Raw genomic sequence first — 22,030 nt, 5'->3', positions numbered from 1 at the left:
CCCCGGCGAGCGGGCCGTCGCGCGCAGCGCCTGCACCAGGGCCGCCTGGCCGTACCCCGGCCAGGCGGCGGCCAGCTCGACGCCGACCCAGCCCTGGCCGGCCACCCGTGCGACCGCCGCCGCCAGCCCCTGCTGCTCGATCTCATGGGCGGCCAGGTCGGACAGCCGCGCCACGGCGTCCGGCGGGCCGGTCCAGGCGGGCAGCAGGAGCAGGACGCCGGCCAGGTCGGCCCGTTCCGCCGCGAGCAGGGCCGCTGCGTGCGCCCCGAGCGACACCCCACCGACCAGGGCGGCGGAGGTCGACTTCACGGCGGTGCGCAGCCCGGCGAGCACGACCGACACGTCACCGGACCGCTCGTCGAGGGCGACCAGCTCGAAGCCGGCTTCGTCCAACGCCTGGCCGAGCGCACGCCGGACGAAGTCGGTGGAGGAGCCGGAGCCGTGAGCGATCACAGCGGAGGGGCGCGGCACCCGCACCATGCTTCCACCACAGGTAGCCTTCGGGGATGGCCCAGGACGCGACCGGCGGCCCGGCCGGGGCGGCAGAGGTCGGGCCCGACGCGTCGCCCGGCCGGCTGCGTCGCGCGCTGTCCCGGTTCACCACCACCAGCCAGGAGCTGCACGACCGTGAGCTGCGCGAGGAGCACCGGGCCAGCGGCGCCACGCCCATCGGCGAGAGCCAGGTCGGCGAGCGCACGACGGTGGCGGGCACCGTGCGGAGCATGATGCTGCGCCCTCGCGGCGGTGTCCCCGCCCTGGAGGCCGAGCTGTACGACGGGAGCGGGTCGGTCACCTTGATCTTCCTGGGGCGGCGGCAGATCCAGGGCATCGACTGCGGGCGGCGGATGACGGCCAGCGGCCGGGTCACCTCGGTGGCCGGCCGTCCGGTGATCTTCAACCCATCCTACGAGCTGCGCCCGTGAGCGGCGGCGTGCGGGACCGGATGCCCTCCGACGAGGAGGGACTGCTCGAGCTGCTCGGCGGCCCACGCGGGCTGATCGACGCCGGCGTCCCCGGGGCGGTGTTCGCGCTGGCCTTCTCGCTGACCGGGCGACAGCTCGGGGTCTCGTTGGCCGCGGCGGTGGGGTCGGCCGCCGTGCTGTTCGTGCTCGCCCTGATCCAGCGGCGCTCGGTCCAGCAGGCCGTGGTGGGGCTGCTCGGCATCGCGGTGATGGCCGCGTTCGCGGCCCTGACCGGTCAGGCGAAGAACTTCTTCCTCCCCTCGGTGCTCAAGAACGGTGCCTACGCCGCGGTCTACCTGGTGTCGGTGCTGGTCCGCTGGCCGCTGCTGGGGGTCATGGTGGGCCCGCTGTTCGGCGAGGGGTTCGCCTGGCGCGACGACCCGCCGCGGATGCGGGCGTACTCGATGGCCAGCCTGGTGTGGGCCGGGATGTTCGCGAGCCGGCTGCTCGTCCAGCTGCCGCTGTACCTCGCCGGCCAGGTGGGCGCGCTCGGTGCCGTGGCCATCCCGCTCGGCCTGCCGTTGTTCCTGCCCACGCTGTGGATCACCTTCGCGATCCTGCGCCGGACTCCGCCGACCCGTCAGCAGCCGGCGGGGGAGCCAGTGCCGCCCGCTATCCCGGATGCGGACTGAGCAGCTGCTGCAGGAGCTCCTCGGACTCCGAAGCCGCGACGAACAACAGCTCGTCACCGGCCTCCAGCGGGTCGTCCGGCGCCGGTGAGATGACCCGACCGTCGCGCAGAATCGCCACCAGGGCTGAGTCCACCGGCCACGGCACGTCCGTCACCCGGTCCCCGACGTGCGGCGACCCGGTCGGCAGGGTGATCTCGACCAGGTTGGCGTCGCCCTGGCGGAAGGTGAACAGCCGCACTAGGTCGCCGACGCTGACCGCCTCCTCGACCAGCGCGGACAGCATGCGCGGGGTGGACACGGCGACGTCGACGCCCCAGGCCTCGTTGAACAACCACTCGTTCTTGGGATGGTTGACCCGGGCCACGACACGCGGGACGCCGAACTCGGTCTTGGCCAGCAGGGCCACCACCAGGTTGACCTTGTCGTCACCGGTTGCGGCGATCACCGCCTGGCAGGTGCTCAGCCCGGCCTTCTCCAGCACGGTGAGCTCGCAGGCGTCGGCGACCAGCCACTCGGCCCGGGGCAGGCTCTCCGGGCGGATGCACTCCCGGTCCCTGTCGATGAGCAGCACCTCGTGGCCGTTCTCGGTGAGCTCCGCGGCGATGGAGCGGCCGACCTTGCCGGCCCCAGCGATAGCGACCCGCATCAGTGCTCCTCCGTGGGCGGCGGTCTGTCGAGCTTCGCCTGGGCCGCCTGCAGCTGGTCGTCGCGGACCAGCACGTGCACCACGTCTCCCTGTTGCAGCACGCCGTCCTCCGAGGGCAGCATGCCCTCGCCGAGCCGGTTCACGAAGGCGATCCTGGCCGGGGTGGAGCGCTCGATGCGGCGCAGCGGCTGGCCGATCCAGGACGGGTCGACGTGCACCTGGGCCAGCCGGATCTGCCCGCTGGAGTCGAGCCACTCGGGCTGGGCGCCCTGGGGCAGCAGGCGGCGCATGATCTGGTCCGCCGTCCAGCGGACCGTGGCGACGGTGGGGATCCCGAGCCGCTCGTAGACCGCGGCGCGACGCTGGTCGTAGATGCGCGCGGCCACGTTCTCCACGCCGAAGGTCTCCCGGGCCACCCGGGCCGCGATGATGTTGGAGTTGTCGCCGCTGCTCACGGCCGCGAAGGCGGAGGCGCGGTCGGTGCCGGCCTCCTGGAGCACCTCGCGGTCGAAGCCGATCCCGGTCACGGTGCGGCCACCGAAGTCGGAGGACAGCCGGCGGAAGGCCTGCGTGTCGGCGTCGATGACGGACACGGAGTGCCCGGCAGTGTCGAGGGCCTCGGCGAGGGTGGACCCCACCCGCCCGCACCCCATGATCACGATGTGCACGGCGTCCAGCGTGCCACATCTGGCATGGGCTCTGCGCACGGCCACGTGCCTGGGCCCTAGCATCGTGGCCCGTGACGGCTCTCGGCGACTCGTTCAAGCGGATCCTGGTCGGCCGAGCCATGCGCTCGGACCGGCTGGCCGAGACGCTGCTGCCGAAGCGCATCGCCCTCCCGGTGTTCGCCAGCGACGCGCTGTCCTCGGTGGCCTATGCCCCCGACGAGATCTTCCTGACCCTCTCGGTGGCCGGCCTGACGGCCTACGCGTTCTCCTGGCAGATCGGGCTCGCGGTCGTCGTCATGCTCACCGTGGTCGCTTCGTACCGGCAGACCGTGCACGCCTACCCGAGCGGGGTCGGGGACTACGAGGTGGCCACGGTCAACCTCGGCCGTAACTCCGGGCTGGTGGTGGCCAGCGCCTTGCTCGTGGACTACGTCCTGACGGTGGCGGTGTCCGGGTCGTCCGGGGTGCAGAACGCGGCGGCCGCCGTCCCCTGGGTGCAGGGTCGCGAGGTCTACGTCGCCGTGGTCTTGGTGCTGCTGCTCATGGCGGCCAACTTGCGGGGTGTGCGCGAGTCCGGCGCCCTCTTCGCCATCCCGACGTACGCGTTCATGGTCGGGGTCATCGGGATGGCGCTGTACGGGCTGTTCCGGGACTTCCGCGGCGACCTGCCGCTGGCGGAGAGCCCGATCTACACGCTTAAGCCCGAAGCGGTGCTGAGCAACGGGTTCACCGGCTTCGCCGCCGCGTTCCTGCTCATGCGCGCGTTCTCGTCCGGCTGCGCAGCCCTCACTGGCGTCGAGGCGATCAGCAACGGGTCCCGGCCTTCCGGCGGCCGAAGAGCAAGAACGCGGCGACCACGCTGATGCTGCTGGGCGTGATCGCGGTGTCCATGCTCATGGCGATCATCGAGCTGGCCAACCGGATGCAGCTGCGGTTCGCCGAGGACCCGGCCAGCCAGCTGCTGCTGTCCGGCAAGCCGGTCGGCGACTCGTACACGCAGAACACAGTGATCGGACAGCTGTCCAAGGCGGTGTTCACCGGGTTCCCGATCGGCTTCTACTGGGTGACCGCGGTGATCGCGATCATCCTGGTGCTCGCCGCGAAGACGGCGTTCAACGGGTTCCCGGTGCTGGGGTCGGTGCTGGCCCGCGACGGCTACCTGCCGCGCCAGCTGCACACCCGCGGCGACCGGCTGGCCTTCAGCAACGGCATCATCCTGCTGGCCGGGTTCGCGCTCGTGCTCATCGTCGCCTTCGACGCGCAGCTGACCCGGCTCATCCAGCTGTACATCGGCGGCGTCTTCGTGTTGTTCTCGCTCAGCCAGCTGGGCATGGTCCGGCACTGGAACCGGCTGCTGCGGACCGAGACCCACGAGGCGGCCCGGCGGCACATGGTGCGCGCACGGGCCATCAACGCGTTCGGCCTGGTCATGACCGGCACCGTGCTCATCGCCGTGCTGGCCACCAAGTTCGTCCGGGGCGCCTGGATCGCGATCCTCGCGATGGCCGTCATCTTCGTGCTGATGCAGGGCATCCGGCGGCACTACGTCCTGGTGGCGGAGGAGCTCGCGCTGACCGAGGACGAGACGACGGCGCTGCCCAGCCGTATCCATGCCGTCGTCCTGGTGTCCAAGCTGCACAAGCCGGCCATGCGGTCGCTGGCGTACGCGCGCGCTTCGCGGCCGGCCACACTCGAGGCGCTGACCGTCAACGTGGAGCCGGCCGAGACCGCCGCGCTGCAGGGGGAGTGGGAGCGCCGGCAGATCCCGGTGCCGCTGCGGGTCCTCGACTCGCCGTACCGGGAGGTCACCCGCCCGATCGTCGACTACGTCCGCGGGATCCGCCGGCAAAGCCCGCGCCACATCGTCGACGTGGACGTGCCCGAGTACGTCGTGGGCCGCTGGTGGGAGACCCTGCTGGCCAACCAGAGCGCGCTGCGGCTGAAGATCAGGCTGCGGTTCACCCCGGGTGTCGTCGTCTCGGTGCCGTACCAGCTGCGCTCGTCCGCAGCGGCGGCGGCCCGGCCGGAGGACTTCGGCGCGGGCGCGGTGCGTCGGGGCGAGCCGCCCGCCGCCGTGGCCGAGCAGACGCTCGAGGACGTCGTGGAGCGGGAGAGCCAGCCCTGAGCGGCACCGATGACCTGGCCGGAGCCGAGCTGACGCTCGACGTCGGCCCGGTCGCCCACGGCGGGCACTGCGTGGCCCGGCACGACGGCCGGGTGGTGTTCGTCCGGCACGCGCTGCCCGGTGAACGGGTGCGGGCCGTGGTCACCGATGGTGGTGCGTCCTCGCGGTTCCTGCGGGCGGACGCGGTGGAGGTGCTCGTGGCCTCTCCCGACCGGGTCGCCCCCCGGTGCCCGCACGCCGGGCCGGGCGGCTGCGGCGGCTGCGACTTCCAGCACGTCTCGGTGGCTGCCCAGCGCAGGCTCAAGGCCGCGGTCGTGGCGGAGCAGCTGCAGCGGCTGGCCGGGATCGATCGGGCCGTCGCGGTGGAGCCGGTCACCGGGGACGACGACGGGCTCGGCTGGCGGACCCGGGAGCGGTTCGCCATCGACCCCGCCGGCCGGGCCGGGCTGCGCCGGCACCGCTCGCACGAGGTGCTGCCGCTCGGCTCCTGCCCGCTGTGCCATCCGCTGGTGGCCGAGACCGGGGTGCTGGACCGAACCTGGCCGGGCGTGGCTGAGCTCGAGGTCGCCGTCTCGGTGTCGACGGGGGAGCAGCTGGTGCTCGCCGACGGAGCCCCGACCGGGCGCGGCCGGCTGACCGAGCGGGCCGCCGGCCGGGACTGGCGGGTCACCGGGGGCGGCTTCTGGCAGGTCCACCCGGGGGCGGCCGACGCCCTCGTGGGCGCGGTCCGGTCCCTGGCCGCGCCGGCCGCGGGGGAGCGCGTCGTCGACCTGTACGCCGGCGTGGGCCTGTTCGCCGGGGCGCTGGCCGAGGGCGTCGGTCCCGGCGGCCGGGTCGATGCCGTGGAGTCCGCGCTGGGTGCCGTTCGGGACGCCCGCCGCAACCTGCACGACCTGCCCACCGTGCGGCTGCACCACGACCGGGTGGACGGCTGGCTGCGGCGCGGAGAGGTCAGTCGGTGCGACGTCGTCGTCCTCGACCCGCCGCGGACCGGCGCCAAGCGGGACGTGGTCGAGCGCATCGCCCGGCTGCTCCCCCGCGCGGTCGTCTACGTGGCGTGCGACCCGGCTGCGCTGGCCCGGGACGTGGAGACGTTCGGCCGGCTGGGCTGGCAGCTGGCCGGGCTGCGGGCGTTCGACCTGTTCCCGATGACGCACCACGTCGAGTGTGTCGCGCTGCTGACGCGGGACGGTCAGCGCGGCGGTGGGCCGGCCAGCAGCTCGTAGCTGGGGTTGGCCATGGCCAGGTGCCCGTCGGCCTCGCCGACCATCCCCTCGAGCTCCACCTTGGACCCCGGGGCGATCCCCGCGATGCTGCGTCGTCCGTAGAACAGCACGGTGATGCCGCCGGTGCCGTCCCAGACCTCGACGGCGAGAGCGGGCGCGCCGGAGAGCGGGGTCACCCGCACCGACCGCACCCGGCCCTGGATCCGGGCCCGCTGCCGCCAGGTCAGCTCGACGATCGGGGTGATGCCGTCCCCGTCGCGTCGCGGCGGGGCTGACGGCACCGGCTCCCTGGCCAGGAAGGCACCGCGGGTGCTGCTGGGCAGTGGCGAGCCCGCCGCCACGGCGACGGCGACCTCCGGTGGCTTCTGCAGCGCGCTGGCCACGTTGAACGGCACGATCGTCGCGGACACGTTGGGGACCTGGCTGACGGCCTGGGCGATGTCGTCCGCTGTCCGGTCATGCAGCAGCCGGCCGAGCAGCGGCGCGTAGCTGCGTCGCGGCATCAGCAGGGTGACCTCGGAGGTGCCGTCCGCGGCCGCTCGCAACGCCAGGGTGAGCGCCGCGTGGATCAGCCGCCGGTCGGGGCACTCGATCAGCTCGAGGGGTACCTCGGCGGCGTCGGTCTCGGTCCACACCTGGCGCAGCCGCTCGGCGTGCTGTCCGTCGATCACGAAGTGCACCGCGTGCAGCTGGGTGGGCTTGAGCGAGCGGGCGTAGCGAAGGGCCCGGATGGTCGCCAGGTCCAGGGAGTCGACGAGCACCAACACGATGTGCCGGCTGAAGTTGGCGGCGGCCGGCGCGGTCCGGGCCGCCTCGAGCGCCCTGGCCTCGGCCCGGTACTCCCGGTTCAGCCGGATCAGCACCATGGTGAGGATCGGGAAGAGCAGCACGACCAGCCAGGCGCCCTCGGTGAACTTGGTGACCACGAAGATGCCCACCACGAGCACCGACAGCGTGCCCGAGGCCAGGTTGATCGCCACCTTGCCCTTCCAGCGGCCGGTCCGCTCCCGATGGAAGTGCCTGGCCATCCCGAAGCCGGCGAAGCTGAACCCGGTGAACACGCCGATCGCGTAGAAGGCGACCAGCTTGTCGACGTGCGCCTTGGTCGCCAGCAGCAGTGCGATGGACGTCGCGGCCAGCACGATGATCCCGTTGGAGAACGCCAGCCGGTGCCCGCGCTTGGTGAGCTGGCGGGGCAGGAACGAGTCCTCGGCCACGAAGCTGGTGAGGAACGGGAAGCCGTTGAACGAGGTGTTCGCCCCGGTGTACAGGATGAGCATGGTGGCCAGCTGGACCACGAAGTACATCGCGTGGCCGAGCGGCCCGCCGCCCAGGGCGGCGTGGGCCACCTGTGAGATCACGGTGGGTGTCCCCTTGCGGTACGGCATGGCGTGCGTGTAGTGCGCCAGCCAGGAGACCCCGAGTACCAGGCTGCCCAGGATGGTGCTCATCACCACGAGGGTCCGGCGGGCGTTCGGCCCCTCGGGGCTGCGGAAGGCGCCGACCCCGTTCGAGATCGCCTCCAACCCGGTGAGGGACGAGCCGCCGTTGGCGAACGCGCGCAGCAGGTAGAAGACGCCGAGCAGCGAGAGCAGCGCCGTCGTGCTGCTGACCGACACCATGCCCGGCTCGTTGGTCGGGTTGCGGGGCAGCTGGCCGAGCAGTTCGCGGGTCAGTCCCACGATGATCACCACGGCCATCGAGCCGGCGAAGAAGTAGGTCGGGAACGCGAAGGCACGACCGGCCTCGCGGATCCCTCGCAAGTTGCCGTAGAAGATGAGCAAGACGACGCCCACGGTGATCTCGACGGTCCAGCGGGCGAGCGACGGAACCGCCGAGGCCAGCGCCGCGGTACCCGCCGCGGACTGCACCGCCACCGTGACGATGTAGTCGAGCATGAGCGCGACCGCGGCGACCTGGGCCACGGTAGGACCGAAGTTGTCCCGCGCCACGACGTACGAGCCACCGGCCTTGGTGTAGACCATGACGACCTCGCGGTACGACAGGGTCACCAGCAGGAGCACGCCGAGGATCACGCCGGTGAGCGGCATCAGAATGGTGAACGCCGCGATTCCGAAGATCGGCAGCAGCACGATGAGCATCTCCTCGGAGCCGTACGCCGAGGATGAGATGCAGTCCGAGGACAGCACGCCGAGGGCCAGGGGCTTGGACAGCCGCTCCTCGTTCAGCTGCTCGTTCACGAGCGGCTGGCCCAGCAGCAGGCACTTGGCCCGGTAGCTCCACGACTCCCGGACGACGGACTGGGTGGCGCTTTGAAGGGGGAGGACCGCCTGCGGTTCCGGGCTCATAGGCGCAAGCCTAGGTTCGCCCCCCTCCCCCTCCTGCATGAAGGTGCCCTTCTGTGCGCACTGCCGCACAAAGCCACCCTTCATCCCGCCCACGCAGTGCCCAGCCGGCCGCCGCTGCCCGGCGCCGAGGGGTTGTCGTCGTCCATGAAGGGTGGACATGTGCGGCCACACGCGCAGAAGGGCATTCCTGACGGAGCTCAGTGAGTCAAGACTGTTGGCCACGTTTGGGTTTGGCCGGTGGGGGCGGCTTCTGGGCGCGTCGAGCTAGGGGGCGGGGTCGACACGGAGCGCCCGGAGCCCGAAGGGCGAGGACGAACGGTGTTGACGCTGTCCCTGCTCGGCGCAGACTCAATGAGCCGGCACCGGTCGATGCGGGTGGTGTGTCTCGCTCCAACGATGAGTCTTCTGGATCGGGGCACCCGGGTGGGTGCCAGGCATTCGTTCGCCCCGAGCGGAGTTCCCTGGTGGCATGGAGCGATGCGGCGGTCACGACGTGCGCGGGGTCAATCTGACGGTGACGCTGTAGTCGGCGTCGTGCCGCTCCGCGGCCTCGACCACCGGCCGCTGGGAGCCGGCGGAGTCGACCCGGTCCACAGCCGGCAGGAGTCCCGGCATCCGGCCGGGATCGCGGCCACGCACTCGTCGATGAACGAGCCCATCGCGCGGGCGTCGTGGGCCGAGCCCTCCCGTGCCCGCAGCGCCAGCACGTCACTGGTCTCCCCGCAGACCCCGACCAGCGGTGACAGCGACGTCTGCCCCCCAGCAGCACCTCGGTCAAGGTCCGGTAGCAGGCCCCGCCGGTGTAGCCGCCCGGCCGCAACCGACGCTGGTCGGCCTCGCCGACCACGTTGACCCGGTCCAGCAGCGGGCCCCACAGCGCCGCCCCCGCCACGCCGGTCACAACGTCGGCCGACGCCGACACCACCGGGGCCGGGACCGACCGGGCCGGACGCGCCAACACGACATCACAGGAACCTCGAACAACACCCTCGGTATCGTTCACCCCGAAGGTGCCCTTTCTTGCGGCGAATCGCGACTTCAGCAATCACGATTATCCGTTGCAGGAAGGGCACCTTCGCGTCACGACACCCTCACCCCGACCCACCCCGCTGAAAGATCAGGGTCAGACAATCCGAGAATCCTCGGATCACCCACCGAGCGGGAGGCCCGCCCCGCTCCGTCATCGCATCACCTTCATGCGGGGGAGGGGAGGTATCTTGATATCGAGATAGTCGTGCACGAGATACTGGGCGGCGCGGGTCGGCTGGGGCAGGATGGCGGCACATGGGAGACGGGAGTCTGCGGTGAGCATCGACAGCATCGACAGCTTCGGGAGCAAGGGGTCGCTGCAGGTCGGCGACGCGTCGTACGAGGTGTTCCGGCTGGCCGCCGTCCCGGGGGCGCAACGGCTGCCCTACAGCCTCAAGGTGCTGCTGGAGAACCTGCTGCGGACCGAGGACGGCGTGAACATCACCGCCGACCACGTCCGGGCGCTGGCCGCCTGGGACCCCCTCGCCGAGCCGGCCACCGAGATCCAGTTCACCCCGGCCCGGGTGATCATGCAGGACTTCACCGGCGTCCCCTGCGTCGTCGACCTGGCCACCATGCGCGAGGCGGTCCGCGACCTCGGTGGTGACCCCTCGCGGATCAACCCGCTGGCTCCGGCCGAGCTGGTCATCGACCACTCGGTCATCGCCGACGTGTTCGGCCGCGACGACGCCTTCGAGCGCAACGTCAAGCTCGAGTACGGCCGCAACCGCGAGCGCTACCAGTTCCTGCGCTGGGGGCAGGGCGCCTTCGACGAGTTCAAGGTGGTGCCGCCCGGCACCGGGATCGTGCACCAGGTCAACATCGAGTACCTGGCCCGGGTGGTCATGGTCCGCGACGGCCGGGCCTACCCCGACACCTGCGTGGGCACCGACTCGCACACCACCATGGTCAACGGCCTCGGCGTGCTCGGCTGGGGCGTCGGCGGCATCGAGGCGGAGGCGGCCATGTTGGGTCAGCCGGTTTCGATGCTGATCCCGCGGGTGGTCGGCGTCAAGCTGGCCGGCCAGCTGCCCGAGGGGACCACGGCCACCGACCTGGTGCTCACGATCACCGAGATGCTGCGCCAGCACGGGGTGGTCGGCAAGTTCGTCGAGTTCTACGGCAGCGGCGTCGGCGCCGTGCCGCTGGCGAACCGGGCCACCGTCGGCAACATGAGCCCCGAGTACGGCTCGACCGCCGCGATCTTCCCGATCGACGACGAGACCTTGCGGTACTTGCGGCTCACCGGCCGGTCCGCGGAGCAGGTCGCGCTCATCGAGGCGTACGCCCGCGAGCAGGGGCTGTGGCACGACCCGGGCCACGAGCCGGACTACTCCGAGCACCTCGAGCTCGACCTGTCCACCGTCGAGCCGTCCATCGCCGGGCCGAAGCGCCCGCAGGACCGGATCCGGCTGGCCGACGCGGCCACCGCGTTCCGCGCGGCCGTCGTCGACTACACCGGCGGCGAGGTGTCCAAGCCCACCCCGGTGACGACGCCCGAGGGGGCCGCGTACGAGCTGGACCATGGCGCCGTGGTGGTCGCGGCCATCACCTCGTGCACCAACACCAGCAACCCGTCGGTCATGATCGGCGCCGCGCTGCTGGCCAAGAGGGCGGTCGAGCGCGGCCTCACCCGCAAGCCGTGGGTGAAGACCACGCTGGCGCCCGGCTCCAAGGTGGTCAGCGACTACTACGACCGGGCCGGCCTCACCCCGTACCTCGACAGGCTGGGCTTCAATCTGGTCGGCTACGGCTGCACCACCTGCATCGGCAACAGCGGCCCGCTGATCGACGAGGTCAGCGCCGCCGTCAACCAGGCCGACCTCGCGGTCACCGCGGTGCTGTCCGGCAACCGGAACTTCGAGGGCCGGATCAACCCGGACGTGAAGATGAACTACCTGGCGTCACCGCCGCTGGTGGTCGCCTACGCCATCGCCGGGACCATGAACCTCGACCTGCTCAACGACCCGCTGGCCCACGACCCGGACGGCGCGCCGGTCTACCTGCGCGACCTGTGGCCGAGCCCGCAGGAGATCCAGGACGTCATCGAGTCGGCGGTGCGGGCCGACATGTTCGCCAGCGACTACGCCGACGTCTTCGCCGGCGACGAGCGCTGGCGGTCGCTGCCCACCCCGACCGGCAACACCTTCGCCTGGGCCGACGACTCGACGTACGTGCGCAAGCCGCCCTACTTCGACGGCATGGGCCGCGAGCCGCAGCCGGTCACGGACATCGCCCGGGCCCGGGTGCTGGCCAAGCTGGGCGACTCGGTCACCACCGACCACATCAGCCCGGCCGGCGCGATCAAGGCGGACAGCCCGGCCGGTCGCTACCTCTCCGAGCACGGCGTGGATCGCAAGGACTTCAACTCCTACGGGTCCCGCCGGGGCAACCACGAGGTGATGATCCGGGGCACCTTCGCCAACATCCGGCTGCGCAACCAGCTGCTGGACGGCGTGGAGGGCGGCTTCACCCGAAACCTGCTCACCGGCGAGCAGGACACCATCTACGACGCCGCCCAGGCCTACGCCCAGGCCAGCGTCCCGCTGGTGATCCTGGCCGGCAAGGAGTACGGCTCCGGCTCCTCCCGCGACTGGGCCGCCAAGGGCACCGCGCTGCTCGGCGTGCGCGCCGTGATCGCCGAGTCGTACGAGCGGATCCACCGCAGCAACCTGATCGGCATGGGCGTGCTGCCGCTGCAGTACCCCGCCGGGCAGAGCGCCGCCAGCCTCGGGCTCGGCGGAACGGAGACCTTCTCGATCAGTGGGGTGACCGCGCTGAACGAGGGGACGACGCCCCGCACGGTGGCCGTGGAGGCGGTGGGGGCGGACGGTTCGACGGTCCGGCTCGACGCGGTGCTGCGCATCGACACGCCGGGTGAGGCCGACTACTACCGCAACGGCGGCATCCTGCAGTACGTGCTGCGCAGCCTGCTGGCCTGACGCCGTCCGGCACTAGGCTCGCCGCCGTGCCGCTCGTCGCCGGGATCGACTCGTCCACCCAGTCCGTCAAGGTCGTCGTCCGGGACGCCGCGACCGGGGCGCTTGTGCGCGCCGGTCGGGCGTGGCACCCGGACGGCACCGAGTGCCCGCCGCAGGCCTGGTGGGAGGCGCTGGCCGAGGCGTCGGCCGGGCTGCTCGACGACGTCGCCGCGGTGTCGGTCGCCGGCCAGCAGCACGGCATGGTGGTGCTGGATGCCGACGGCGAGCCGGTCCGCGCGGCGCTGCTGTGGAACGACACCCGCAGTGCCCCGGACGCAGTCGACCTGGTGGCCGAAGGCGGGGGACCGGCGGAGTGGGCGCGGGCGGTGGGCTCGGTGCCGGTCGCCAGCTTCACCGTGACCAAGCTGCGCTGGCTGGCCCGGCACGAGCCGGACCTCGCGGCCCGGGCCGAGCGCGTGCTGCTGCCGCACGACTGGCTGACCTGGCGACTGGCCGGCCGCCCCGACGAGCCGACCACCGACCGGGGCGATGCCTCGGGCACCGGCTACTGGTCGCCCGCGACGGGGGAGTACCGCCCGGACCTGCTGCGGCTGGCGTTCGGCCGCGACCTCGCGGTGCCGCGGGTCGCCGCTCCGGCCGAGGTGGTCGGCGAGCTGCCCGGCGGCGCGCTGCTGGCCCCCGGCTCCGGGGACAACATGGGCGCCGGGCTGGGGCTGGGGCTGGTCCCCGGCGACGTCGTCGTCTCGCTGGGCACCTCGGGCACCGCGTTCGCCGTCTCGGAGGTCCCGGCCGCCGACGTGTCGGGAGCCGTCGCGGGGTTCGCCGACGCCACCGGGCGGTACCTGCCCCTCGTCGCCACGCTCAACGCCGCCCGGGTGCTCGCCGCCGGGGCTCGGCTGCTCGGCGTCGACCTGGACGGGTTCGGCGACCTGGCGCTGCGTGCCGAGGCCGGCGCGGGCGGGCTGGTGCTGCTGCCGTACCTGGACGGCGAGCGGACGCCGAACCTGCCCGATGCCACCGGCAGCCTGCACGGCATCACCAGGGACAACCTCACCCCGGAGAACGTGGCCAGGGCGTGCGTCGAGGGCATGTTGTGCGGCCTCGCCGACGCGATCGACGCGCTGGTGGCGGTGGGCGCCCGGCCGCAGCGGGTGCTGCTGATCGGCGGAGCGGCGGCCTCCACCGCGGTGCGGGCGGTCGCCCCCGCGCTGTTCGGCATGCCGGTGCACGTGCCCCCGCCGAGCGAGTACGTGGCCGACGGCGCGGCGCGGCAGGCGGCCTGGGTCCTGCTCGGCTGTGAACAGCCGCCGGCCTGGCCGGTCGAGGGCACCTTGATCGTCGAGGCCGCCGCGACCCCGCAGGTGAGGGCGGCCTATGCGGCCGCCCGCGTGGCGCTGCACGGCAGGGCATGACTCGCGTCCCGCCCGGCTGGCCGGCGGAGGTCCCGCCGCCGGACGCCCCGAACTGGGAGCGTCGGGCGGCCAACTGGCTGCTCGACCTGTGCCCGCCCGAGTTCCGCGGCTACGACGTGCTGACCCGGCAGAGCCGGCTGCTCGCCTACCTGGCCGCCCACCAGGTGGACGCCGCGATCGCCGGCGTCAGGTCCGCGCTGGCCTCGGTGCGGGCGGACCTGCGCGACGTCCTGCCCCCGCCGGCCATGGTGGAGGCGATCGACGTGCTGGAACGGGAGGGGGCCCGGTTGGACGGCGTCCGCCGGTCGGTGGCGCTCGTGCAGGAGGCGCTGGCCGGCACCCGCCGGCCGCCCCGACTTTAGCCAGGTGAACGGCGCCGCCCCGGCTTTGGCCAGGTGAACGGCTCGTGACGGAATTGTTACCGGTTTGCTCCCCCGAGGTGGCTCAATCCTCTTGAACCGGCGGCTCGGGGTGCATATGTTGCGGCTGACAACATTCGTGGTGAACGGGGCCCGAACCGCGGGAACGCGATCCACACGTGCGCCCAGTACCACTCGAGCGGACCTGCCCGTCTCGGTACGAAACTCGCCAGGAAAGGATTCGGGTCAAATGCGGAAGAACTCACTCGTCGCTGTCGCCGGTCTCTCGGTCGCAGCGCTCGGACTGGCTGCCTGTGGCAGCAGCAGCAGTGGTGGCGGGGGGACCGGTGCCTCGGCCAGCAGCAGCGGCAAGGCGGCGTACGTCGGCGTGATCCTGCCCGACACCGCCTCATCCTCCCGCTGGGAGAACAACGACCGGCCGTACCTCGAGGCCGCCTTCAAGGCCGCCGGCGTGAAGTACGACATCCAGAACGCTCAGGGTGACAAGGCGAAGTTCCAGACCATCGCCGACGGCATGCTGAACGAGGGCGTCAACGTCCTCATGATCGTCAACCTGGACAGCCCCACGGGTGCGGCCGTGGAGTCGAAGGCCAAGGCGCAGGGTGTCGCCACCATCGACTACGACCGGCTCACGCTGGGCGGCACGAGGGACTACTACGTCTCGTTCGACAACGTCGCGGTCGGTACGGCTGAGGGCACCGGCCTGGTCAAGTGCATGCAAGCCCTGGGCAAGAAGAGCGGAAACGTGGTCGAGCTCAACGGCTCGCCGACCGACAACAACGCGACCCTGTTCAAGCAGGGTTACGACAAGGTCATCCGCGGCGCCGGCTACAAGGTCGTCGCTGACCAGGCGGTGCCGAACTGGGACAACACCCAGGCGGGCACGATCTTCGAGCAGATCTTCGCCGCCCAGAAGGGCGCCATCGACGGCGTTGACGCCGCGAACGACGGCCTCGGCGGCGCGGTGGTCTCCGTCCTCGCACGGAACGGCCTTGCGGGCAAGGTCCCGGTGACTGGCCAGGACGCGACCGACCCCGGTCTGCAGCGTGTGCTGCTGGGCACCCAGTGCGTGACCGTCTACAAGGCGATCAAGAAGGAGGCGGACGCGGCGTCTGCGCTGGCCATCGCGCTGGCCAAGGGCGACAAGCAGCAGGCTGACGCGCTGGCGACTGGAACGGTGCAGGACAGCACCAGCAACCAGCCGGTCAAGTCGGTGCTGCTGACCCCGGTGGGGATCTACCCGGCGACCGTGAAGGACGTCGTGGCTGACGGCTTCACCACCGCTGCGAAGCTCTGCACCACTGCGCAGCTGAAGGCGGCCTGCACGAAGTACGGGGTCTCCTGACCCGTTAGTCCGGTAGGGGTGGCCACCTGAGGGCGGCCACCCCTACCGTCGGACGTGACTGTCGGCGACTGACTGACTTGTGACTGCGAGAGGGCCCCGCATGTCCGCTGAACTGGCTGCACCGGAAGTACGCCGCACCCCTGGAAGTACCCCGCTGCTGTCGATGCGGGGGATCAACAAGAGCTTCGGCGCCGTCCATGTGCTCTATGACGTCGACTTCGACGTCTTCCCGGGCGAGGTGACCGCCCTGGTAGGCGACAACGGCGCCGGCAAGACCACCCTGATCAAGGCCGTCGCCGGGATCTACCCCGTCGACAGCGGCGAGATCATCTTCGAGGGGCACACGGTCTCCATCCATGACCCGAAGCAGGCCAGCACCCTCGGCATCGAGGTCGTCTACCAGGACCTGGCGCTGTGCGACAACCTCGACGTGGTCCACAACATGTTCCTCGGTCGGGAGCAGAAGCGGGCGGGGGTGCTCGACGAGTCGACGATGGAACTGCGAGCCCGGGACACGCTCAACGGTCTGTCCGTCCGAACACTCAAGTCGGTCCGCCAGGCGGTGGCCAGCCTGTCCGGCGGTCAGCGCCAGACCGTGGCCATCGCCCGAGCCGTGCTGTGGAACAGCAAGCTGGTCATCCTCGACGAGCCCACGGCGGCGCTCGGGGTCTCGCAGACCGAGCAGGTGCTGCACCTGGTGCGGCGACTCGCTGACAAGGGGCTGGGCGTCGTCCTCATCTCGCACAACATGAACAACGTCTTCGAAGTGGCCGACCGGATCGCCTGCCTGTACCTGGGGCGGATGGCGGCCCAGGTACAGGCCGACGAGGTCAGCCACGCGCAGGTCGTCGAGCTCATCACTGCAGGTCGAAGTGGTGAGTTCGGCATCGCGGAGGCGCTCAGCGACACAGTCACGGGCGCCGCTGCCACCACCCGGGAGGAGTAGGCATGACCACCGACACCGTCGCCCCCGAGGTCGCCGGCGAAGGGCCCGGCAACGACCTGCGGGACGCGTGGGACGACTACTGGGCCCGGATCCGCGGCGGCGACGTGGGTGCGCTGCCCGCGGTGCTCGGGCTGGTCACGCTCGTCATCCTCTTCTCGGCCATGAGGAGCTCGACGTTCCCCACGACGTTCAACTTCGCCAACCTGATCAACCAGAGCGCCGCGGTGATCGTCATCGCGATGGGTCTGGTGTTCGTGCTGCTGCTCGGCGAGATCGACCTGTCGGTGGGCTTCGCCGCCGGCACCAGCGCGGCGGTGATCGGCGTCACGTTGACGCTGCACAACTGGCCCTGGGAGCTCGCGGTTGTCGCAGCCCTGCTCACGGGTGTCGCCATCGGCCTCATGATCGGCCTGCTGGTGGCCAGGCTCAGGATTCCCAGCTTCGTGGTCAGCCTCGCGTTCTTCCTCGGCCTCCAGGGCGTCATGCTGCTGGTCATCGGCGAGGGCGGCACGATCAGGATCTCGAACTCCCAGATCCTCGCGTTGATGAACAACAACCTCACGCCGATCCAGGGCTGGGTGCTGTTTGCACTCGTAGTCATCGGCTACGCGTTCGTCACCTACCGGGGAATCCTCGCCCGCAGGAAGTCCGGTCTGCCCACCCAGTCGATCATCGTCTGGGGCGTCAAGCTCGCCGCCCTCGCGGTCGTGCTCGGAATCGCGACCTTCCTGCTCAACCAGGAGCGCAGCCGCAACCCCACGGTGGCCTCGATCAAGGGCGTACCCGTGATCGTCCCAGTACTCCTGATCCTGCTGGTCGGTCTGACCTTCCTGCTGTCGCGCACGGCTCTCGGCCGGCACATCTACGCCGTCGGCGGCAACGCCGAGGCGGCCCGGCGTGCCGGCATCAACGTGGCACAGGTGCGGATCTTCTGCTTCGTCGTGTGTTCGACGCTGGCGGCCTTCGCCGGGATCCTGCTGGCCTCCCGTGACAACTCCGCGTCGCCGTCGACCGGTGGGTCGATCACCACCCTCAGCGCGGTCGCGGCGGCGGTCATCGGCGGCACCAGCCTCTTCGGCGGACGCGGCAAGATCCGGGACGCGATCCTCGGCGGCCTGGTCCTCGCGGTCATCAACAACGCACTGCCGTTGATCACGCAGCAGTCCGGCATCACGTTCATCGTGACCGGGCTCGTGCTGCTGTTCGCGGCGAGCGTCGACGCCATCTCGCGCCGACGAGCAGCCGCGTCCGGGATCGGCTAGCCGCGGATCGCCACGGAGCCACTCCATGGCCGCCACGCTGGCAGGTGCCACCCAGGACGAGGTGCGCCGACACAACCTCGGCGGCCTGCTGCGGATTCTGCACGTGCGTGGTGCGATCTCGCGGTCCGACCTGACGGCGCTCACCGGGCTCAACCGCAGCACGGTGGGGGCGCTCACCGGCGAGCTGGCTCTCGCCGGGCTGGTCCGTGAGGTCGCGCCGGTCGGGCGTGGTGGGGCCGGGCGGCCCTCGATCGTGGTCGAGCCGGCGAGCGACCGGGTCTTCGTGCTTGCTCTGGACGTGGGCGCGCACCGGTTGGCGGCGGCCCGGGTGGGGCTGGGCGGACAGATCCTCGACCGTCGTGAGCTGCGCCAGCACGAGGCCGACTACGGCATCAGCCGGACGCTGCGGCGGGTGCGCAAGCTCACCGCGGAGGTGCTCAAGGGCGCACCCGGGGGGGCCACCTGCGTCGGGGTCGGCGTCGGGGTGTGCGGCGTCGTCCGGCACGACGACGGGCTGGTCCGGTTCGCCCCCAATCTGGGCTGGGTGGACGTGCCATTCGGCCACCTCCTCGCAGATCTGCTGCCCGGCCACCTCCCGATCGCGGTGGGCAACGACGCGGACCTCGGCGCCATCGCCGAGCACGTCCGTGGCGCGGCCGTCGGCGCCGACAACGTTGTCTACCTGGCGGCCGAGGCCGGGGTCGGTGGCGGCATCATTTTGGACGGCGTCCCGCTCGGCGGGGCCGGGGGGTACGGCGGCGAGGTCGGCCACATGATCGTGAACCCGCGGGGACGGCGCTGCCGGTGCGGTGCGCGGGGCTGCTGGGAGACCGAGATCGGCGAGGACGCGCTCCTGCTGGCGGCCGGTATCGTGCCGGGCGGCACCGCGGACGCGTCCGGGGTCATCGCGGCCGCCGAAGCGGGAAACCCACGGGCTCGCACCGCGCTTCGGCGGGTCGGCGGATGGCTGGGGATCGGGGTGGCCAACCTGGTCAACCTGTTCAACCCCGAGGTGGTGGTCTTCGGTGGCGTGCTCAGGGACGTCTTCCCGGAGGTCCGCGCTCAGGTGGAGCAGGCTCTGCGGCTGGCCCTGACTGCACCCCGGGAGCAGGTGCGGCTGGTGCTGCCGGCACTCGGCGCGGACTCGGTCATCATCGGGGCCGCCGAGGTCGCCTTCGGGCCGCTGCTGGACGACCCGCTCGGCGGGTTCGGCCGGGCCGTCGAGCGGCAGCTCGCCTGACCGGCCGTCCGGACGACGGGCCGAAGCGCCGCCCGACCCGTAGACTCAAGGGGTGCTCGAGCAGGTGCGAGGTCCCCGCGACCTCGACGCGCTGACCCCGGAGCAGCTGGCGGCCCTGGCCGCCGAGATCCGCTCCTTCCTGGTCGAGAACGTGGCCCGCACCGGCGGCCACCTGGGTCCCAACCTGGGCGCCGTCGAGCTGACCCTCGCGCTGCACCGGGTCTTCGACTCGCCCAAGGACACCATCCTGTGGGACACCGGGCACCAGGCGTACGTACACAAGATCCTCACCGGTCGGCAGGCCGGCTTCGCCCACCTGAGGCAGCGCGGCGGGCTGTCCGGGTACCCCAGTCGCGCCGAGTCCGAGCACGACGTGATCGAGAACAGCCACGCCTCCACATCGCTGTCCTGGGCGGACGGGCTGGCCAAGGCCAGGGCCCTGAGCGGCGAGCTGGACAGCAGGGCCGTCGTCGCGGTGATCGGCGACGGCGCGCTGACCGGTGGCATGGCCTGGGAGGCGCTCAACAACATCGCGGCCGCCCCGGACCGGCCGGTGATCATCGTCGTCAACGACAACGAGCGGTCCTACGCGCCGACCATCGGGGGGCTGGCCAACCACCTGGCGACACTGCGCACGACCCGGGGGTACGAGGCCTTCCTGCGCTGGGGCAAGCAGGTGCTCGGTCGGACCCCGGTCGTGGGCACCCCGCTGTACGAGACGTTGCACGGCATGAAAAAGGGGCTGAAGGACATCGTCGCCCCGCAGGGGATGTTCGAGGACCTCGGGCTGAAGTACGTGGGCCCGGTCGACGGCCACGACGTGCTGGCGGTCGAGCACGCGCTGCGCCGGGCGCAGGGGTACCGCGGCCCGGTGATCGTGCACGTGCTCACCCACAAGGGGCTGGGCTACGCCCCAGCGGAGAACGACGAGGCGGACCAGTTCCACGCGGTCGGCGTGATCGACCCGGAGACCGGGCAGCCGCTCGCCCCGAGCGGCACCTCCTGGACGGCGGTGTTCGCCGACGAGATGGTGGCGGTCGGCGCTGAGCGGCCGGACGCCGTCGGGATCACCGCGGCCATGCTCCAGCCGGTCGGGCTGGACGGCTTCGCCCGGGCCTACCCGGACCGGGTCTTCGACGTGGGCATCGCCGAGCAGCATGCCGTCACCTCGGCCGCCGGCATGGCCTACGGCGGGCTGCACCCGGTGGTCGCCGTCTACTCCACGTTCCTCAACCGGGCCTTCGACCAGGTGCTCATGGACGTCGCCCTGCACCGGGCGGGGGTCACCTTCGTGCTGGACCGGGCCGGAGTCACCGGCGACGACGGGCCGTCGCACAACGGCATGTGGGACGTGTCGATCCTGCAGGTCGTACCCGGGCTGCGGCTGGCCGAGCCGCGCGACGCGGCGACCCTGCGCGAGGAGCTGCGGGAGGCGCTGACGGTCGCCGACGCGCCGACCGTGCTGCGCTTCCCCAAGGGCGCGGTCCCCGACGACATCCCGGCGCTGACCCGCATCGGCGGGGTGGACGTGCTGCGCCGCTCCGGCCAGCCGGACGTGCTGCTGGTCGCCGTGGGGTCCATGGCCGGCACCGGGCTCGAGGTCGCGGCCCGGCTGACCGCCCAGGGCATCGGCTGCCAGGTGGTCGACCCGCGGTGGGTCAAACCGGTCGACCCGGAGCTGGTCGCGATGGTCGCGGCCCACCGGCTGGTCGTGACGGTCGAGGACTCAGGTCGGGTCGGCGGCGTGGGGACCGCCCTGGCCCAGGCGCTACGCGACGCCGGCGTGAGCACCCCGCTGCGTGACTTCGGCATCCCGGCCCAGTTCCTCGACCAGGGCAAGCGGGCCGAGGTGCTGGCCGAGATCGGGCTCACGGCTCAGGCGATCTCCCGGGCGGTCGTGGAGGCCATGGCCCGGCTGGACGGGATCGAGCTGGACGCTACGTCGTCCGCGCCATCGTCGCAGCCCTCCGAACCCCCCGCCTGAAGGGTGGGTTTGTGCGGCTGTGGCTACTGAAGGGACCCTTCTTGCAGAAAGGGGGTCAGCGGTAGCGGACGGCGGGCAGCACGGGGTCCGGTGCGGCCGCATCGCGCAGCGCCTCCAGCGCCGGGTCGCCGCCGGGGCGGGCCAGCACCACCTCGTCGATCGTGAGCAGCAGCGGGCGCTCGAACCCGCGCTCGTCGTCGCCGGCCAGGCTAGCCGCGGCCAGGGCGAACGCCGGGTCGATGCGGGACAGGTCCAGCCACCCGCGGCTTCGGGTCGGGACCGCGGCGGCCCGCATCCCGTCGGTGCCGACCAGCTCCTGCCGTAGCCGCGCCGACCCGAGCAGGGTGGCCACGTCGCAGTCGCCCATGGGGCGCAGCGGCTGGCGGGGGTCACGCCGGTAGCGGACGGCGGCTAGCTCGCCCATCCGGTCCAGGTAGTCGCGGCAGTCCGGCCACCACCCGGCGTCGTCGTGCCCGCAGGCCGCCAGGACGCCGGCCGGCGCCACGATCACGGCGTCCGGGTCGCTGCCCACCCCGACCAGGCCGACCCCGAGGTCCAAGGCCCCGCCGAGGACCGGCTCACGCACCCACGCCGGCCCCGGGTGGTGGACGTGCCCGACCGGCAGCCCCACCGGGCGGGCCCGGGACGCCAGGTCCTGCGGCGAGCGCCAGGCCAGCGCCGTGACCGCACGCAGCCAGGTGGCCAGCCGGACCCGGGCCACGGGGGACACGGGGTCGGTGCCGCGCAGGCCGGCGCGCAGCGCGGACCATGGCAGCACCCGGCCGCTGGCGATCCGGACGCCGTCATCGGCCGGCTCGAGGTCCAGGTTGTTGAGCACCGAGACCGCGAGCACGCACTGGCGCAGCGCCACCTGGTCCGGCAGCGACTCCATACGTCGACGGTACCGGCTGAGGGCCGCCCG

General features: G+C 72.0%; 17 protein-coding genes and 1 pseudogene. 12 read left to right on the top strand and 6 right to left on the bottom strand.

Annotation, left to right across the window (positions count from 1 at the left end; genetic code table 11):
* Window positions 1–471, bottom strand: a 471-nt coding sequence (locus VIM19_19700; GenBank protein HEY5187068.1) for an alpha/beta hydrolase, incomplete at its 3' end; no start/stop codon positions are given.
* Between the two features lie 35 nt (window positions 472–506).
* Here VIM19_19700 and VIM19_19695 point away from each other — a divergent pair.
* Together VIM19_19695 and VIM19_19690 are read left to right on the top strand one after the other, a co-directional pair.
* The gene (locus VIM19_19695; GenBank protein ID HEY5187067.1) at window positions 507–923 is read left to right on the top strand and encodes an OB-fold nucleic acid binding domain-containing protein; all 417 of its coding nucleotides are present in this window, start codon (window positions 507–509) and stop codon (window positions 921–923) included.
* Window positions 920–1,594, top strand: coding sequence for a DUF3159 domain-containing protein (locus tag VIM19_19690; protein ID HEY5187066.1), 675 nt, complete (start codon window positions 920–922; stop codon window positions 1,592–1,594). The genes VIM19_19695 and VIM19_19690 overlap by 4 nt, the downstream gene beginning before the upstream one ends.
* On the opposite strand, the gene VIM19_19685 is transcribed toward VIM19_19690, so the two are convergent.
* Together VIM19_19685 and VIM19_19680 are read right to left on the bottom strand one after the other, a co-directional pair.
* On the bottom strand, window positions 1,575–2,240 hold the full coding sequence (locus VIM19_19685; protein ID HEY5187065.1) for a TrkA family potassium uptake protein: 666 nt from the start codon (window positions 2,238–2,240) through the stop codon (window positions 1,575–1,577). The two genes, VIM19_19690 and VIM19_19685, sit on opposite strands and share 20 nt — an antisense overlap.
* On the bottom strand, window positions 2,240–2,908 hold the full coding sequence (locus VIM19_19680) for a TrkA family potassium uptake protein (GenBank protein HEY5187064.1): 669 nt from the start codon (window positions 2,906–2,908) through the stop codon (window positions 2,240–2,242). Before VIM19_19680 ends, VIM19_19685 begins: the two co-directional genes overlap by 1 nt.
* Before the next feature lie 119 nt (window positions 2,909–3,027).
* On the opposite strand from VIM19_19680, the pseudogene VIM19_19675 reads away from it, so the two are divergent.
* Window positions 3,028–5,033, top strand: a pseudogene (locus tag VIM19_19675) (APC family permease).
* Window positions 5,030–6,259, top strand: a complete 1,230-nt coding sequence (locus VIM19_19670; GenBank protein HEY5187063.1) for a TRAM domain-containing protein — start codon at window positions 5,030–5,032, stop codon at window positions 6,257–6,259. The pseudogene VIM19_19675 and the gene VIM19_19670 overlap by 4 nt, the downstream one beginning before the upstream one ends.
* Here the strand turns inward: VIM19_19670 and VIM19_19665 are convergent.
* Both VIM19_19665 and VIM19_19660 read right to left on the bottom strand, forming a co-directional pair.
* Complete coding sequence (locus tag VIM19_19665) at window positions 6,226–8,568, bottom strand: amino acid permease (GenBank protein HEY5187062.1); 2,343 nt, start codon at window positions 8,566–8,568, stop codon at window positions 6,226–6,228. The two genes, VIM19_19670 and VIM19_19665, sit on opposite strands and share 34 nt — an antisense overlap.
* A gap of 486 nt (window positions 8,569–9,054) precedes the next feature.
* A complete protein-coding gene (locus VIM19_19660; GenBank protein HEY5187061.1) occupies window positions 9,055–9,183 on the bottom strand; it encodes a hypothetical protein in 129 nt (42 codons plus the stop codon).
* 659 nt (window positions 9,184–9,842) lie between these two features.
* Here VIM19_19660 and acnA point away from each other — a divergent pair.
* The 8 genes from acnA (at window position 9,843) to dxs (ending at window position 21,108) form a co-directional block, all read left to right on the top strand.
* Window positions 9,843–12,539: an aconitate hydratase AcnA gene (gene acnA, locus VIM19_19655; protein HEY5187060.1), complete on the top strand. Its 2,697-nt coding sequence runs from the start codon at window positions 9,843–9,845 to the stop codon at window positions 12,537–12,539.
* 26 nt (window positions 12,540–12,565) lie between these two features.
* Window positions 12,566–13,951, top strand: coding sequence for an FGGY family carbohydrate kinase (locus VIM19_19650; GenBank protein ID HEY5187059.1), 1,386 nt, complete (start codon window positions 12,566–12,568; stop codon window positions 13,949–13,951).
* Window positions 13,948–14,313, top strand: coding sequence for a hypothetical protein (locus tag VIM19_19645; GenBank protein ID HEY5187058.1), 366 nt, complete (start codon window positions 13,948–13,950; stop codon window positions 14,311–14,313). The genes VIM19_19650 and VIM19_19645 overlap by 4 nt, the downstream gene beginning before the upstream one ends.
* A 247-nt stretch (window positions 14,314–14,560) precedes the next feature.
* The gene (locus VIM19_19640; GenBank protein ID HEY5187057.1) at window positions 14,561–15,676 is read left to right on the top strand and encodes a substrate-binding domain-containing protein; all 1,116 of its coding nucleotides are present in this window, start codon (window positions 14,561–14,563) and stop codon (window positions 15,674–15,676) included.
* Window positions 15,677–15,776: 100 nt separating this feature from the next.
* Window positions 15,777–16,622, top strand: a complete 846-nt coding sequence (locus tag VIM19_19635) for an ATP-binding cassette domain-containing protein (GenBank protein HEY5187056.1) — start codon at window positions 15,777–15,779, stop codon at window positions 16,620–16,622.
* A gap of 2 nt (window positions 16,623–16,624) precedes the next feature.
* On the top strand, window positions 16,625–17,884 hold the full coding sequence (locus VIM19_19630; GenBank protein ID HEY5187055.1) for an ABC transporter permease: 1,260 nt from the start codon (window positions 16,625–16,627) through the stop codon (window positions 17,882–17,884).
* Between the two features lie 25 nt (window positions 17,885–17,909).
* On the top strand, window positions 17,910–19,124 hold the full coding sequence (locus VIM19_19625) for an ROK family protein (GenBank protein ID HEY5187054.1): 1,215 nt from the start codon (window positions 17,910–17,912) through the stop codon (window positions 19,122–19,124).
* A 52-nt stretch (window positions 19,125–19,176) separates the two neighbouring features.
* Entirely contained in the window at window positions 19,177–21,108 is a 1,932-nt protein-coding gene (dxs, locus tag VIM19_19620; GenBank protein ID HEY5187053.1) for a 1-deoxy-D-xylulose-5-phosphate synthase, read from the top strand.
* Window positions 21,109–21,163: 55 nt separating this feature from the next.
* Here dxs and VIM19_19615 read toward each other — a convergent pair whose 3' ends face one another.
* The gene (locus VIM19_19615) at window positions 21,164–22,000 is read right to left on the bottom strand and encodes a hypothetical protein (GenBank protein ID HEY5187052.1); all 837 of its coding nucleotides are present in this window, start codon (window positions 21,998–22,000) and stop codon (window positions 21,164–21,166) included.
* Window positions 22,001–22,030: the final 30 nt, after the last annotated feature.

This window comes from Actinomycetes bacterium (genome assembly GCA_036510875.1).
Classification (GTDB): Bacteria; Actinomycetota; Actinomycetes; order Prado026; family Prado026; genus DATCDE01.
This window is presented reverse-complemented; position numbering and strand designations above follow the sequence as displayed.